This is a genomic window from Enterobacter chuandaensis (genome assembly GCF_003594915.1).
Taxonomy (GTDB): domain Bacteria; phylum Pseudomonadota; class Gammaproteobacteria; order Enterobacterales; family Enterobacteriaceae; genus Enterobacter; species Enterobacter chuandaensis.
Map to the genome: position 1 here is coordinate 48,273 of NZ_QZCS01000015.1, position 13,613 is coordinate 61,885.

Genomic DNA, 13,613 nt, shown 5'->3' on the forward strand with positions numbered 1-13,613 from the left:
TTAGCCCGCATTTTACCCTGGAGTTGTGACCTTTTGACAAGCCGACCAGATATCGTTTTAATCATGAGCACTTACGGCCAGGGGCAATGTTGATGAAAAGTTCGGCACACTCTCTTTTCCTGTGTTTAGCGATGCTCGGCGCGGGTTTTCCGCTGCACGCCGCCGACACCGCGGCCCCCACCACCGCGCCGTATTTGCTGGCGGGCGCGCCGTCCTTCGATCAATCCATCAGCCAGTTCCGTGAAGCCTTCAATCAGGCCAACCCAACGCTGCCGCTGGATGAATTTCGCGCCATTGATAGCTCCCGCGATGCCCCTACACTGACCCGTGCTGCGAGCAAGATTAACGAGAATTTGTATGCCTCCACGGCGCTCGAACGCGGTACGTTAAAAATCAAAAGCATGCAGATCACCTGGCTACCGATTCAGGGGCCAGAGCAGAAAGCCGCTAAATCGAAGGCGCTTGATTACATGAGCGCGGTGCTGCAGGCATTTACGCCTGCGCTGACGAAAAAGCAGAGCCAGCAAAAGCTGCAAAAACTGCTGGCCGCCGGTAAAAACAAGCGGTACTACGCCACGACCGAAGGCGCGATCCGCTATGTGGTGGCGGATAACGGCGAAAAAGGACTGACCTTCGCTGTTGAACCGATTAAGCTGGCACTATCTGACACCCTTGGCGGGGCGAATTAATGACAAAAAGCAAAGCCTTTCAGGGGAAAATCTCTATACTGATTCACAGACCATGCTGCCCGACAGGGCGGCCATATTCCTTAATTCGCTTATTTAGCGTGGAGAATTGAAATGCGACATCCTTTAGTGATGGGTAACTGGAAACTGAACGGCAGCCGCCACATGGTAAACGAACTGGTTGCGAACCTGCGTAAAGAGCTGGCTGGCGTGACCGGCTGCGCGGTTGCTATCGCTCCGCCGGATATGTACCTGGATCTGGCTAAACGTGCCGCTGACGGCAGCCACATCGTGCTGGGCGCGCAGAACGTTGACGTTAACCTGTCTGGCGCGTTCACCGGTGAAACTTCCGCTGAAATGCTGAAAGATATCGGCGCGAAATACATCATCATCGGCCACTCCGAGCGTCGCACCTACCACAAAGAATCTGACGAGTTCATCGCGAAGAAATTCGCCGTGCTGAAAGAGCAGGGTCTGATCCCGGTTCTGTGCATCGGTGAAACCGAAGCGGAAAACGAAGCGGGCAAAACCGAAGAAGTGTGCGCACGTCAGATCGACGCCGTGCTGAAAACGCAGGGCGCGGCAGCGTTCGAAGGCGCGGTTATCGCTTACGAGCCAGTCTGGGCGATCGGTACCGGCAAATCTGCTACCCCTGCGCAGGCTCAGGCGGTGCACAAATTCATCCGTGACCACATTGCTAAAGCTGACGCGAAAGTGGCTGAGCAAGTGATCATCCAGTACGGCGGCTCCGTAAACGCGTCCAACGCTGCTGAGCTGTTCACCCAGCCAGACATCGATGGCGCGCTGGTTGGCGGTGCATCCCTGAAAGCTGACGCTTTCGCGGTGATCGTTAAAGCGGCAGAAGCGGCTAAACAGTCGTAATGGCCTTTGTGGCGGGTGGCGCTTGCGCTTACCCGCCGCTACAAACGACCTAATACACTAAACCACAGATAATCCAGCGGCAGCAGCACCAGATACGTCGCTATCGCCAGCGCCAGACAGAGCAGCATCCCCGCCTTCGCAGGCACTTTCCCTAACCCCATCGCTACCACAATCGGCGACGCCTGATACGGCAGCAGCGGCGTGGAATAGCCCAGCACCTGAATCATAATCACCGACAGCAGCGGGAAACCGGTCGCGTCCGAGAAGCTCTGCGCCAGCGTGGTATACAGCGCCGGAACGCCGTTGGCGGTCATAATGAAGTTGAGCGCCGTGGTGATGCCGGTCAGGGCCAGGAAACTGGTGAACGGTTTGTCCGCATCCAGCGGCATAATGCGCAGCAGCGCCTCGCCCACGGCCGTCCCGATACCCGTTTGCGTCACGACGATCGCCAGCCCAAGAATGCCCGCGACGTAGATACAGGTGCGCATGTTCACCCCGGCAGAAAATTCGTCCCCGGTAATGAAACCCACGCGCGGCAGCATGACGATGATCGACGCCGCCAGCCCCGTCCACGCGGGCCCTACGCCGTGCCAGCTCTCCGTCACCCACATCACTAACACCACCGCCAGCAGCCAGGCAAGACGCTTTTCGTCCCGCCCCATGGGTTCAGACGGCATGAGTTCCTTCGGCGGTTTTGGGCTACCGGGAAATAGCCAGCAGATGAGGCCAATCAAAATCAGGCCTTTGAGAATACCGAGCACCGGCGTGTGCAGCAGCAGATACGGAACATAGTTCAGATGAATGCCGTACGAGCCTTCTGCCGCGCCGCTCATCACCAGGTTGGGCACATTAGCGGGCAGAATAGTGGCCGAGAGCTGGAAGGTGCCGAACCCGACGGCCAGCGCAAGTCCGAACCAGGCGCGGGAGCCGTCGGCGATACCGGCGCGCTTTGCCATCGCCGCGACAATGGGCATCAGCAGCGCAATACGCCCCATGTTCGACGGCATCACAAACGCCAGCGCGTAGCTGAGCAATACCACGCTCGCCACCATCATCACCCAGGAGTCGGTGAGCTTTGCCGACAGCGCCCGGGCGGCCCTGTCCGCCAGGCCGGTTTTACGGATCGCCACGCCGAGCACAAAGCCGCTGAAGACCAGCCAGAAAGCCGACGAGGCAAAACCACCAAAAATCACCTCTGGCGGGGCGATTCTGGCAGCCATTGCCGCCGTGAAGAACAGCAGCGCGGTGATAAATTCCGGCAACAGCGACGTCGCCCACAGCACGATGGTGACGCCCACAATCAATGAAGGCAGCAGCAGAGGATGCGTTAACCAGAGCGACATACCTGTCTCCTGTAGAATTTTTCAGCAAGTCTACGGTGACAGGCAGCCCGAGTAAACGCGATTTATGGTGGGGTTACTTCAGGATAGCGCATTGATGATCCTGCAATTGCTCTGCTGACGCGCGGTTAAGCGTGAGCAGGTTACGCTCGGTCGCCAGCAAAACAAACGAACCATCCGACTGCTGGGCCATGGCCAGCGCGAAACGTCCCATATGGTCGCGCGCTTCCGGCAACTCTTCCGCCAGCATCATAAACGGACTGCGCTGGACCAGCTCATTTTCCGTCACCCGACGGGCAAGATACTCATGCCCTTCCAGCCCGCCCGGGAACGGTAGCCACTGGGTGCTGATTTCTCCCTGCGCCGCGTTGAGCTTCTCGCGTACATCCGGGCGCAGGCAGGAGATATGGATATGGAAATGGTTCTGCGTGCGGCCTGTCGGTGAGTTAATCGTCAGCGAAATGGCGCTGTCCGGGACCTCGGAGCCGCGCTTCAGGGTCATAAAGCTGCGCGACTGCCACGCCAGCCAGAAGAAGTTCGGCGTGTGAGACTCGGTCAGGAGCGGGCTTTCAGTGCCGTTGATGCGATACGTTGGCATCAGCAGATACTGCAGCGGCCCGTTGCGGTCCTTAAATACCACATAGCCCGCGTCAGGCTTCACCTGCGCGCAGGGTGCCGGGTTACGATGTTGCTGCTGGTTAGGCAGACACTGGTCGAGAACGATATGACGCAATGCATTCGGATTACCCGCTTTTATCCAGTACACGCCGCCTGCGGCCAGGGCGATGACAATCAGGATCAATAAGATAATTTTTTTCACAACGCGTTCCCTGTTTTTAATAGAGGCAAAAGAGTAACGCAAAATGATGACCAAATAAAAAACCCGGTGGATTTCTCACACCGGGTTGCCGTGTCGTTTGCTAACCTTTAGCGCTGGCTAATCTGGTCGAAGGTGCCGCCATTAGAGAAGTGCTCTTTCTGCGCTTTCGTCCAGCCGCCGAACACATCATCGATGGTGAAGAGCTTCAGTTTCGGGAATTCGCTATCGTATTTCTTCGCGACAGCCGCATCGCGTGGACGATAGAAGTTCTTCGCCGCGATTTCCTGGCCCTCCGGCGAGTAGAGATACTTCAGGTAGGCTTCCGCCACCGCTTTGGTTCCTTTCTTATCAACGACCTTATCGACCACGGAAACGGTCGGCTCGGCGAGGATGGATTCGCTCGGAGTCACGATCTCAAACTTGTCTTTACCCAGTTCGTTGGTCGCCAGCAGGGCTTCGTTTTCCCAGGCAATCAGCACATCGCCAATTCCGCGCTCGACGAAGGTGTTGGTTGCGCCACGCGCGCCGGAGTCCAGCACTTCAACATTTTTGTAGAGGGATTTGACGAACTCCTGTGCTTTCGCCTGATCGCCGTTGTTGTGGTGCAGCGCGTAGCCCCAGGCTGCCAGGTAGTTCCAGCGTGCGCCGCCGGAGCTTTTCGGGTTCGGGGTAATCACAGAAACGCCCGGTTTGATCAGGTCGTTCCAGTCCTTAATCTGTTTCGGGTTGCCTTTACGCACCAGGAAAACGATGGTCGAGGTGTATGGCGCAGAGTTGTCCGGCAGGCGTTTGATCCAGTTTTTGTCGATACGGCCACGCTCGGCGATAGCGTCGACATCGTAGGCCAGCGCCAGCGTAACCACATCGGCTTCAATACCGTTGATGACGGACGTCGCCTGCTTACCGGAGCCACCGTGCGACTGACGAACCACCACGTTATCGCCGGTTTCCTGCTTCCAGTGGGCCGCAAACGCTTTGTTGTACTGCTCGTACAGCTCACGCGTCGGGTCGTACGACACGTTCAGTAACTGGATGTCCTTTGCCAGAACGCTGGTCGATGCCAGCAATAATGTTAACCCCACGCCCCATTTATTCATCGCCCAGCTCTCTTGTGTAGTGTTTTGATGAATGCAGCGTGCCAGAAAGAGAACCAATGATTAAAGAATAAAAAAAGATTGGCTATAACGTGCAGGAATAAAAAGGGGGGTTATGCGCACAAAAAAAGCCCGGTGGCGCTTCGCTTACCGGGCCTACGGATCGTGTTTTTGTAGGCCGGGTAAGGCGAAGCCGCCACCCGGCACGATACCAACGCCGATCAGTACAGTTTTTTCGCGCAGTCCAGCCAGTCACCTTTGAACGGACGCTTCATGTTTTCAATCGCGTCGATGATGTCATGGTGTACCAGCTGTTCGTTCTGAATACCGACGCAACGGCCGCCGTGACCCTGCAGCAGCAGCTCGATAGCGTACGCGCCCATACGGGAGGCCAGGATACGGTCGTACGGGCCCGGGGAACCGCCGCGCTGGATGTGACCCAGTACGGTCGCACGGGTTTCGCGTTTGGTTTCAGTTTCGATGTACTTCGCCAGCTCGTCAACGTCACAGATGTGCTCGGTGATCGCCACAATCGCGTGTTTCTTACCCTTCGCGATACCGGCTTTGATTTCAGCAACCAGATCTTCGCGGCTGAACTCCACTTCAGGAACCACCACGAACTCACAGCCACCGGCGATAGCCGCCGCCAGGGTCAGGTCACCGCAGTAACGGCCCATCACTTCAACGATAGAGATACGCTGGTGAGAAGAAGAGGTGTCACGCAGGCGGTCAATGGCTTCCACAACGGTGCCCAGCGCGGTGAAGTAACCGATGGTGTAGTCAGTGCCTTTGATGTCGTTGTCGATGGTGCCCGGCAGGCCGATGCACGGGAAGCCCATTTCGGTCAGACGTTTTGCACCCATGTACGAGCCGTCACCGCCGATGACCACCAGCGCGTCCAGGCCACGTTTTTTCATGTTCTCAATAGCCACTTCACGGATGTGTTCATCACGGAATTCCGGGAAGCGCGCAGACCCAAGGAAGGTACCGCCACGGTTGATCATGTCAGACACGCTGTAACGGTCGAGCTGAACCATACGGTCTTCGTACAGACCCAGGTAACCATCATAGATACCAAAAACTTCCAGACCTTCCGTCAGCGCTGCACGGACAACCCCACGAATTGCCGCGTTCATGCCCGGCGCATCACCGCCGCTTGTCAACACACCGATTTTCTTAATCATGACTACCTCTGAACTTAGGAATGCAAAATTGAAATCTGTTGCCGGAAGAAACTTATCGACCAACGAATACTGCAAATAGTATATCAATCCCTTCTGGCTGAATTGATTCAGGTCAGACCAAATGGCGGTAATTTATACACAAAATGCTGGTCTGGCTCACTTTTTTACAACGAATTACGAAAGCCCAATATGTCCGGGTACAACCGAGCAGGGATCCTGGTGAATGATGACGTCGGAACCAGGAAAACGCTGCAAAATCGCCTGCTCGACCTGCTCAGCAATCACGTGAGCCTGTACCAGTGGCAGGTTGTCTTCCATTTCAATGTGAATCTGAATAAAGCGGGTCGGCCCTGACTGCCGCGTTCGAAGATCGTGTGCACCGCTGACGCCGGGCCAGGAGGTCACGATAGAAAAAATTTCATTGCGTTCTGAGTCCGGGAGGGCGCGATCGAGCAGTGACTGCACCGCTTCATACCCCATCCGTAAGGCGCTATATAAAATATAGATACCAATCCCTAACGCAAACAACGCATCGGCCCGATGCCAGCCATACCAGGCCAGACCGAGCGCAATAAGAATAGCCCCATTCATCATAACATCAGATTGATAATGAAGCATATCCGCCCGTACGGCCTGGCTTTGCGTTTTGCGAACCACCCAGCGCTGGAACGTTACCAGAACAAGTGTGCTTATAAGTGCAATAACCGTGACGACCACGCCAACGCCGGGATTGTTCATCGGCGAAGGCGAAATAAGGTGCTGAATACCAGTCAAAAACAGGAACAGCGCGGAGCCAGAAATGAACATACTTTGCGCCAGCGCTGCGAGCGACTCCGCTTTGCCGTGACCAAACGTATGCTCTTCATCCGCCGGTTGCAGCGAGTAGCGCACCACCAGCAGGTTGGTCAGCGAGGCGGCAATATCCACCAGTGAATCCACCAGCGCCGCCAGAATACTGACCGAGCCGGTATACCACCAGGCAAAGATTTTAATCAGCAGCAGGCCAGTGGCCATGACGGTCGCCGCAATGGCGGCCCGGCTTACCAGCCTTCCATAGGATTGATTCATAAACGCTCCTGTCATGTCATGCCGCTAGTATAACGGAAGCATGGGGAGGCAAAGGATGAATAAACGGTTAACGAATCAGAATGCGGGACAAAAAAAACCCCCACATCATGTGGGGGAAGACAGGGATGGTGTCTATGGCAAGGAAAACAGGGTTTACTGGTTACTACGGGTACTGCTATTGCTACTGAAAAACGTCGTTTCTGAGCTTCGCTGCATCCGTGCAACCTCACGCAGCTGGTCCATACGCTGCTGATGTCTGGCATTCAAAACCGCTTGCTGCTCGGGCGTTAGCAGGTGGAACATCTGGTTGCGGACCTTCGCCATCTCTACCTGGCGGGCAACCTGTTCCTGTGCCATTTTTTCGGCCTGAGCGCGCACAGCGCTTTCGTCAAAATTTTCTGCGGTGACAAGGCGATGCATTGTCTCCATTTCGCTAACATTAACAGGGGGCTGGTCGTGTCGTGCCCTCTGCATCAGATCTCGCATCTGTTGACGCTGATGTTCGGTTAAACTTATGCCGTCAAACATATGGCTTTGGCTGCTGTGCTGCGTTGCGCCCTCTTGCGAGGAACCGTTATCGCCGATGATAGCTACAGCAGCCTGGCTAAACGCACTGAACGCCAGCGTTGAGGCCATGACGGCAGCGGTAACTTTGCGCATCACTTGCTCCCAAAATCTTTCGTGTCGCGATTCAACGAGAGACAGTCTACGATTCAGGCTGCAAACATGCGTCAGGGGGTGTAAAACAACGTAAAGTCATGGATTAGATAGCCTTGATGTCGTAATTTCTGCCTCGGAGGTATTTAAACAATGAATAAAATCCTGTTAGTTGATGATGACCGAGAGCTCACATCCCTTTTAAAGGAGTTGCTCGACATGGAAGGTTTCAACGTCCTGGTTGCCCATGATGGCGAGCAGGCGCTGAGTCTCCTTGACGACAGCATCGATCTACTTTTGCTCGACGTAATGATGCCAAAGAAAAATGGTATTGATACGCTGAAAGAGCTTCGCCAGACACACCAGACCCCCGTTATCATGCTGACCGCTCGCGGCAGCGAACTTGACCGCGTTCTCGGCCTTGAGCTGGGTGCGGATGACTATTTACCGAAGCCGTTCAACGACCGTGAACTGGTGGCCCGTATTCGCGCGATCCTGCGTCGTTCCCACTGGAGCGAGCAGCAGCAGAATACCGACAACAGCTCACCAACGCTGGAAGTGGACTCCCTGAGCCTGAACCCGGGCCGTCAGGAAGCGAGCTTTGACGGCCAGACGCTGGAACTGACCGGCACCGAGTTCACCCTGCTGTATCTGCTGGCGCAGCATCTCGGCCAGGTCGTTTCGCGTGAACATTTAAGCCAGGAAGTGCTGGGCAAACGTCTTACCCCGTTTGACCGCGCCATCGACATGCACATCTCTAACCTGCGCCGTAAGCTGCCGGAGCGTAAAGACGGTCACCCATGGTTTAAAACCCTGCGTGGACGCGGTTATCTGATGGTTTCCGCTTCATGATAGGCAGCTTAACCGCCCGCATCTTCGCCATCTTCTGGCTAACGCTGGCACTGGTTTTAATGCTCGTTTTGATGTTGCCAAAACTCGACTCACGCCAGATGACGGAGCTGCTCGACAGTGAGCAACGTCAGGGCGTGATGATCGAGCAGCACGTGGAAGCGGAGCTGGCAAACGATCCGCCGAACGATTTAATGTGGTGGCGCAGGCTGTTTCGCGCTATCGACAAGTGGGCGCCGCCCGGACAACGCCTGCTGCTGGTGACCAGCGAAGGCCGCGTGATTGGGGCCGATCGCAATGAAATGCAGATTATCCGCAACTTTATTGGCCAGGCGGATAACGCCGATCACCCACAGAAGAAGAAATATGGTCGGGTAGAGATGGTCGGTCCTTTCTCGGTACGGGATGGGGAAGATAATTACCAGCTCTATCTGATTCGCCCTGCGAGCAGTTCCCAGTCCGACTTCATCAACCTGCTGTTTGACCGTCCGCTTCTGCTGCTGATTGTCACGATGCTGGTCAGTTCCCCGCTGCTGTTATGGCTGGCGTGGAGCCTGGCGAAACCAGCGCGTAAGCTGAAGAATGCCGCCGATGAAGTGGCGCAGGGTAATTTGCGACAACACCCGGAACTGGAAGCTGGACCGCAGGAGTTCCTTGCCGCAGGGACGAGTTTTAACCAGATGGTGAGCGCGCTGGATCGGATGATGACTGCCCAGCAACGCCTGCTGTCGGACATCTCCCACGAACTGCGCACTCCGCTCACGCGCTTGCAGCTGGGCACCGCCCTGCTGCGTCGCCGCAGCGGGGAAAGCAAAGAGCTGGAGCGTATTGAAACGGAAGCGCACCGTCTGGACAGCATGATTAACGATCTGCTGGTGATGTCGCGCAATCAGCAGAAAAACGCGCTGGTGAGCGAAACGGTGAAAGCCAATCACCTGTGGCACGAGGTGCTGGACAACGCGGCGTTCGAAGCGGAACAGATGGGTAAATCGTTCACCGTCAACTTCCCGCCGGGACCGTGGCCGCTGTACGGTAACCCCAACACGCTGGAAAGCGCGCTGGAGAATATCGTGCGTAACGCCCTGCGCTACTCGCATACGAAGATTGAGGTGGCATTCTCGGTGGATAAAGACGGGATCACCGTCATTGTCGATGACGACGGCCCGGGCGTGAGTCCGGAAGACCGCGAGCAGATTTTCCGTCCGTTCTACCGTACCGACGAAGCGCGCGATCGCGAGTCTGGCGGCACGGGGCTGGGTCTGGCGATTGTTGAAACCGCCATGCAGCAGCACCGTGGCTGGGTGAAAGCCGACGACAGCCCGCTGGGTGGACTACGGTTAACGCTGTGGCTGCCGTTGTATAAGCGTTCGTAACCCTTCCTTACCCCTCACCCTAACCCTCTCCCCATAGGGGAGAGGGGACGGCTCGGTGCAGTCTTTTCACCCTCGCCCCTTTGGGGAGAGGGCCGGGGTGCGGGGAAGTAACTTCCCCCACAATCGCCGCGAATTATCCTCGATTTTGCCGCTTAAACGCCGCTTCTGCATCGTTCTGGTCCAGCTTGTCGATAACCCCGCCGCAGACAGCAGGCGGTGATACTGCTCGTCGTCAAACGGCATATGCCAGGCAATGGCGCAGGCGTCATAAACAGAGACATCGCTCAGGCGCGACGCCAGCTCAAGCGGCGCGTCCGCTGACACCTGTCCTGCCAGCACCACGCGGTACAGCCAGCCGGTTTTACCCGCGTTTTGCATCTGAGCCGACATGTCATGAATGCCGAAATGGTAGTTAAGCTTGAAGCACGGCGAGCGCGGCTGGGTTACCTGAATCAGGGCATCGCCCCAGCGGTAGATATCACCGATAAACACGTTCTTTTCGATGAGCCCTTCGGTGGAAAGATTCTCGCCAAACGCGGGGGCAACGAAGAGTTCCGCCTGCTCAGGAAACTCGGCTTTCCAGTGCTGATAGTGCTCGCGAGGATAGTGGCACAGCGCGCGCTCGGGCCCGCCGTGGATTTTCTTTTCGGCCTGCTGGTCACCCGCCAGCCCAAGGTCGGTTAACGTCAGCTCCCCGTCGACCTGAATTTTAGCGATGGCGCTCGGTCGGCTGCCGTCGTACTCCCTTACCTTGCCTGTAAACACATTCACCGGGTAATGCATCTCTACTCCTTCAGATACAAAAAAAGCGAGTCATCAGACTCGCTTCTCACAGGCGTCAATGCAACCTTATTTTTTAGCGGCGAAACGCGCTGCTGCTTCGTCCCAGTTCACCACATCCCAGAACGCTTTGATGTAGTCAGGGCGACGGTTCTGGAACTTCAGGTAGTAAGCGTGTTCCCACACGTCCAGACCCAGGATTGGGAAACCGGATGCGCCAGAGATCGCTTCACCCATCAGCGGGGAGTCCTGGTTAGCGGTAGAAACGACCGCCAGCTTGTCGCCTTTCAGAACCAGCCACGCCCAGCCAGAGCCGAAACGGGTTGCAGCGGCTTTTTCGAATTCCGCTTTGAAGTTGTCAACAGAACCGAAGTCACGCTCGATAGCCGCTTTCAGGTCGCCCTGCAGGGTGGTGCCGGTTTTCAGGCCTTTCCAGAACAGGCTGTGGTTAGCGTGACCGCCCGCGTTGTTACGCAGCACGGTTTTCTTATCTGCTGGCAGCTGGTCCAGTTTGGTGATCAGCTCTTCAACAGGCAGGTTAGCGAACTCTGGCAGGCTTTCTAGCGCGGCGTTCGCGTTGTTCACATAGGTCTGGTGGTGTTTAGTGTGATGGATTTCCATCGTCTGCTTGTCGAAATGCGGTTCCAGTGCGTCGTAGGCATACGGCAGGGATGGCAGTGTATAACTCATAATCCTCTCCATTATTGTCGGGCGGCACAGCTGTTAATGCCGCGTAAGCAGTTGGTTCATTATAGTTAATTAAATGATATTGAAAATGATTATCAATGCCGTAGTTTTTATAAGGTTATTAGGATTCTGATAAATGATAAAATTGTGAGTCTGCTCACCCGCTTAACGTGCTGATTGCCATCCTGAACAAAAGTGCGGCAACCTTCTGAAGGTTCCTGAACCGCCTAATTTTTACACTCATCAAGTCGGGGGGAAGCCTCCGGCTATAAAAACGATGAGGACGTAAAAATGAATCATGCGATTACGATGGGTATCTTCTGGCATTTAATAGGCGCAGCCAGTGCAGCCTGTTTCTATGCCCCGTTCAAAAAGGTGAAAGGCTGGTCATGGGAAACCATGTGGTCCGTTGGCGGTACCGTCTCCTGGCTGATTTTGCCGTGGACAATCAGCGCCATGCTGCTGCCCGATTTCTGGGGCTACTTCTCCTCCTTCAACGCCTCCACCCTGCTGCCGGTATTCCTGTTCGGCGCGATGTGGGGCATCGGCAATATCAACTACGGCCTGACCATGCGCTATCTCGGCATGTCGATGGGTATTGGTATCGCGATTGGCATTACGCTGATCGTCGGCACCCTGATGACGCCAATCCTCAACGGCAACTTCGACGTGCTGATCAACACCCGGGGCGGGCGAATGACGCTGCTGGGCGTGCTGGTGGCGGTGATCGGCGTGGGGATCGTCACCCGCGCAGGCCAGCTAAAAGAGCGCAAGATGGGCATCAAAGCCGAGGACTTTAATCTGAAGAAAGGGCTGCTGCTGGCAGTGATGTGCGGCATCTTCTCGGCGGGCATGTCGTTCGCGATGAACGCTGCAAAACCCATGCACGACGCCGCTGCGGCGCTGGGCGTCGACCCGCTGTATGTTGCCCTGCCAAGCTACGTGGTGATCATGGGCGGCGGCGCGCTGGTTAACCTCGGCTTCTGCTTCATTCGTCTGGCAAAAGTGAAAGATTTGTCGGTAAAAGCCGATTTCTCACTGGCAAAATCCTTGATCATCACCAATGTGCTGTTGTCGATGCTAGGTGGCCTGATGTGGTATCTGCAATTCTTTTTCTACGCCTGGGGCCACGCCAGCATTCCGCCGCAGTATGACTATATGAGCTGGATGCTGCACATGAGCTTCTACGTGCTGTGCGGCGGGCTGGTTGGGTTGGTGCTGAAGGAGTGGAACAATGCCGGGCGCCGTCCGGTTGGCGTATTGAGCCTGGGCTGCGTGGTGATTATCATTGCGGCCAATATCGTCGGCCTCGGCATGGCGAACTGATTACGCTGCTTTTCGACTGCGATGACGCCACTGAACCGGCGTCATCGCCACCTCGCGGTTAAACACCACCGAAAAGTAGTTACTGTCCTCAAAGCCGCAGCGCATCGCCACTTCACTTACCATCAGCTCCGTGTGCTGTAACAGATACTGGGCGTGGCAGATGCGCAGCTGGCGCAGATACTGGTTTACCGTCATCCCCGTTTGAGTGCGGAACTGCTGGCGCAGCGCGCGCTCGCTGCACTGCTCCTGCTCGCAGAATTTCTCCAGCACAAAGCTTTTATTCAGGCTGCCCGCAAGCCGGGCGATCAGCTTATCCAGCAGCGCTTCCTGCGTGGTGGCGGAGGGATTATCCGTGGCGTAACGATGACGTTTGAGGGTCATAACCAGCTGGGCGAAAAGCAGCTCCGACATCTGGTTTGCCACCGGATCGCTCTTCTGGCTCTCCTGCTCCAGCTGGGAAATGGTCTGGCGCACCTGAGCCATACCACTGCTGCTTAAACGCCAGTGCGGTTCGCCTCTGGTACCAGGAAAGCCCGAGATGTTGCCCGCCCAGTCGACATTCAGCTTGAGCCTGTCAGGGCAGTAGATGACGTTCTGCAACACCAGATCGTTAACCGAGGCGTAGGAGTGCTTGTCTTCAGCACGAATGTAAAACAGGTCTCCACGCGTGATGCGGTAGGGCCGGTCGTTGAGGATGTGTAAGCCATTGCCGCGCCACACCAGCACCAGCTCGCAGAACTCGTGGGTATGCTCGGCAAAGACATTTTGCGGGTAACGGTCGGCCACCGCGACGGCCTGACTCGCGGAGGAAAAAAAATCATCTTTGCGAAGAATTAACTGAGCGGCCACACCACAACCTCTACGGCG

14 protein-coding genes are annotated in these 13,613 nt (G+C 56.0%); 5 read left to right on the forward strand and 9 right to left on the reverse strand.

Features of this window, described 5'->3' with window-relative positions; genetic code table 11:
• Nucleotides 1-92 precede the first annotated feature (92 nt).
• Complete coding sequence (locus D5066_RS19155) at nt 93-689, forward strand: DUF1454 family protein (protein ID WP_080330321.1); 597 nt, start codon at nt 93-95, stop codon at nt 687-689.
• Between the two features lie 111 nt (nt 690-800).
• The gene (tpiA, locus tag D5066_RS19165) at nt 801-1,568 is read left to right on the forward strand and encodes a triose-phosphate isomerase (protein WP_119916915.1); all 768 of its coding nucleotides are present in this window, start codon (nt 801-803) and stop codon (nt 1,566-1,568) included.
• A 38-nt stretch (nt 1,569-1,606) separates the two neighbouring features.
• Here the strand turns inward: tpiA and D5066_RS19170 are convergent, their stop codons facing one another.
• The 6 genes from D5066_RS19170 to cpxP form a co-directional block, all read right to left on the reverse strand.
• Nucleotides 1,607-2,911 carry an SLC13 family permease gene (locus tag D5066_RS19170; protein ID WP_119916916.1) on the reverse strand — a complete coding sequence of 435 codons (1,305 nt, stop codon included), beginning with the start codon at nt 2,909-2,911 and terminating at the stop codon, nt 1,607-1,609.
• A 73-nt stretch (nt 2,912-2,984) separates the two neighbouring features.
• Nucleotides 2,985-3,728, reverse strand: coding sequence for a CDP-diacylglycerol diphosphatase (locus tag D5066_RS19175; protein ID WP_119916917.1), 744 nt, complete (start codon nt 3,726-3,728; stop codon nt 2,985-2,987).
• Nucleotides 3,729-3,835: 107 nt separating this feature from the next.
• A complete protein-coding gene (locus tag D5066_RS19180; protein WP_080330317.1) occupies nt 3,836-4,825 on the reverse strand; it encodes a sulfate ABC transporter substrate-binding protein in 990 nt (329 codons plus the stop codon).
• Nucleotides 4,826-5,043: 218 nt separating this feature from the next.
• Entirely contained in the window at nt 5,044-6,006 is a 963-nt protein-coding gene (pfkA, locus tag D5066_RS19185) for a 6-phosphofructokinase (protein ID WP_028014852.1), read from the reverse strand.
• 174 nt (nt 6,007-6,180) lie between these two features.
• Nucleotides 6,181-7,074, reverse strand: coding sequence for a CDF family cation-efflux transporter FieF (gene fieF / locus D5066_RS19190; protein ID WP_119916918.1), 894 nt, complete (start codon nt 7,072-7,074; stop codon nt 6,181-6,183).
• A 153-nt stretch (nt 7,075-7,227) separates the two neighbouring features.
• The gene (gene cpxP / locus D5066_RS19195) at nt 7,228-7,734 is read right to left on the reverse strand and encodes a cell-envelope stress modulator CpxP (protein WP_080330314.1); all 507 of its coding nucleotides are present in this window, start codon (nt 7,732-7,734) and stop codon (nt 7,228-7,230) included.
• A 150-nt stretch (nt 7,735-7,884) separates the two neighbouring features.
• On the opposite strand from cpxP, the gene cpxR reads away from it, so the two are divergent.
• Both cpxR and cpxA read left to right on the forward strand, forming a co-directional pair.
• Nucleotides 7,885-8,583 carry an envelope stress response regulator transcription factor CpxR gene (gene cpxR / locus D5066_RS19200; protein WP_006179159.1) on the forward strand — a complete coding sequence of 233 codons (699 nt, stop codon included), beginning with the start codon at nt 7,885-7,887 and terminating at the stop codon, nt 8,581-8,583.
• Nucleotides 8,580-9,953, forward strand: coding sequence for an envelope stress sensor histidine kinase CpxA (cpxA, locus tag D5066_RS19205; RefSeq protein WP_014885717.1), 1,374 nt, complete (start codon nt 8,580-8,582; stop codon nt 9,951-9,953). Before cpxR ends, cpxA begins: the two co-directional genes overlap by 4 nt.
• 66 nt (nt 9,954-10,019) lie before the next feature.
• On the opposite strand, the gene yiiM is transcribed toward cpxA, so the two are convergent.
• Nucleotides 10,020-10,736, reverse strand: a complete 717-nt coding sequence (yiiM, locus tag D5066_RS19210) for a 6-hydroxyaminopurine reductase (protein ID WP_119916919.1) — start codon at nt 10,734-10,736, stop codon at nt 10,020-10,022.
• 66 nt (nt 10,737-10,802) lie between these two features.
• Complete coding sequence (sodA, locus tag D5066_RS19215; RefSeq protein WP_003861999.1) at nt 10,803-11,423, reverse strand: superoxide dismutase [Mn]; 621 nt, start codon at nt 11,421-11,423, stop codon at nt 10,803-10,805.
• A gap of 288 nt (nt 11,424-11,711) precedes the next feature.
• Here sodA and rhaT point away from each other — a divergent pair, with 288 nt between their 5' ends.
• Nucleotides 11,712-12,746 carry an L-rhamnose/proton symporter RhaT gene (gene rhaT, locus D5066_RS19220; protein WP_119916920.1) on the forward strand — a complete coding sequence of 345 codons (1,035 nt, stop codon included), beginning with the start codon at nt 11,712-11,714 and terminating at the stop codon, nt 12,744-12,746.
• Here the strand turns inward: rhaT and rhaR are convergent, their stop codons facing one another.
• Nucleotides 12,747-13,595, reverse strand: coding sequence for an HTH-type transcriptional activator RhaR (gene rhaR, locus D5066_RS19225; RefSeq protein WP_119916921.1), 849 nt, complete (start codon nt 13,593-13,595; stop codon nt 12,747-12,749).
• Nucleotides 13,596-13,613 lie beyond the last annotated feature (18 nt).

Excerpts from the sequence above, each read along its gene's own strand:
- D5066_RS19155 (WP_080330321.1), top strand. The coding sequence starts at position 93 with ATGAAAAGTTCGGCACACTCTCTTTTCCTGTGTTTAGCGATGCTCGGC.
- tpiA (WP_119916915.1), top strand. The coding sequence starts at position 801 with ATGCGACATCCTTTAGTGATGGGTAACTGGAAACTGAACGGCAGCCGC.
- D5066_RS19170 (WP_119916916.1), bottom strand. The coding sequence starts at position 2,911 with ATGTCGCTCTGGTTAACGCATCCTCTGCTGCTGCCTTCATTGATTGTG.
- D5066_RS19180 (WP_080330317.1), bottom strand. The coding sequence starts at position 4,825 with ATGAATAAATGGGGCGTGGGGTTAACATTATTGCTGGCATCGACCAGC.
- pfkA (WP_028014852.1), bottom strand. The coding sequence starts at position 6,006 with ATGATTAAGAAAATCGGTGTGTTGACAAGCGGCGGTGATGCGCCGGGC.
- fieF (WP_119916918.1), bottom strand. The coding sequence starts at position 7,074 with ATGAATCAATCCTATGGAAGGCTGGTAAGCCGGGCCGCCATTGCGGCG.
- cpxP (WP_080330314.1), bottom strand. The coding sequence starts at position 7,734 with ATGCGCAAAGTTACCGCTGCCGTCATGGCCTCAACGCTGGCGTTCAGT.
- cpxR (WP_006179159.1), top strand. The coding sequence starts at position 7,885 with ATGAATAAAATCCTGTTAGTTGATGATGACCGAGAGCTCACATCCCTT.
- cpxA (WP_014885717.1), top strand. The coding sequence starts at position 8,580 with ATGATAGGCAGCTTAACCGCCCGCATCTTCGCCATCTTCTGGCTAACG.
- yiiM (WP_119916919.1), bottom strand. The coding sequence starts at position 10,736 with ATGCATTACCCGGTGAATGTGTTTACAGGCAAGGTAAGGGAGTACGAC.
- sodA (WP_003861999.1), bottom strand. The coding sequence starts at position 11,423 with ATGAGTTATACACTGCCATCCCTGCCGTATGCCTACGACGCACTGGAA.
- rhaT (WP_119916920.1), top strand. The coding sequence starts at position 11,712 with ATGAATCATGCGATTACGATGGGTATCTTCTGGCATTTAATAGGCGCA.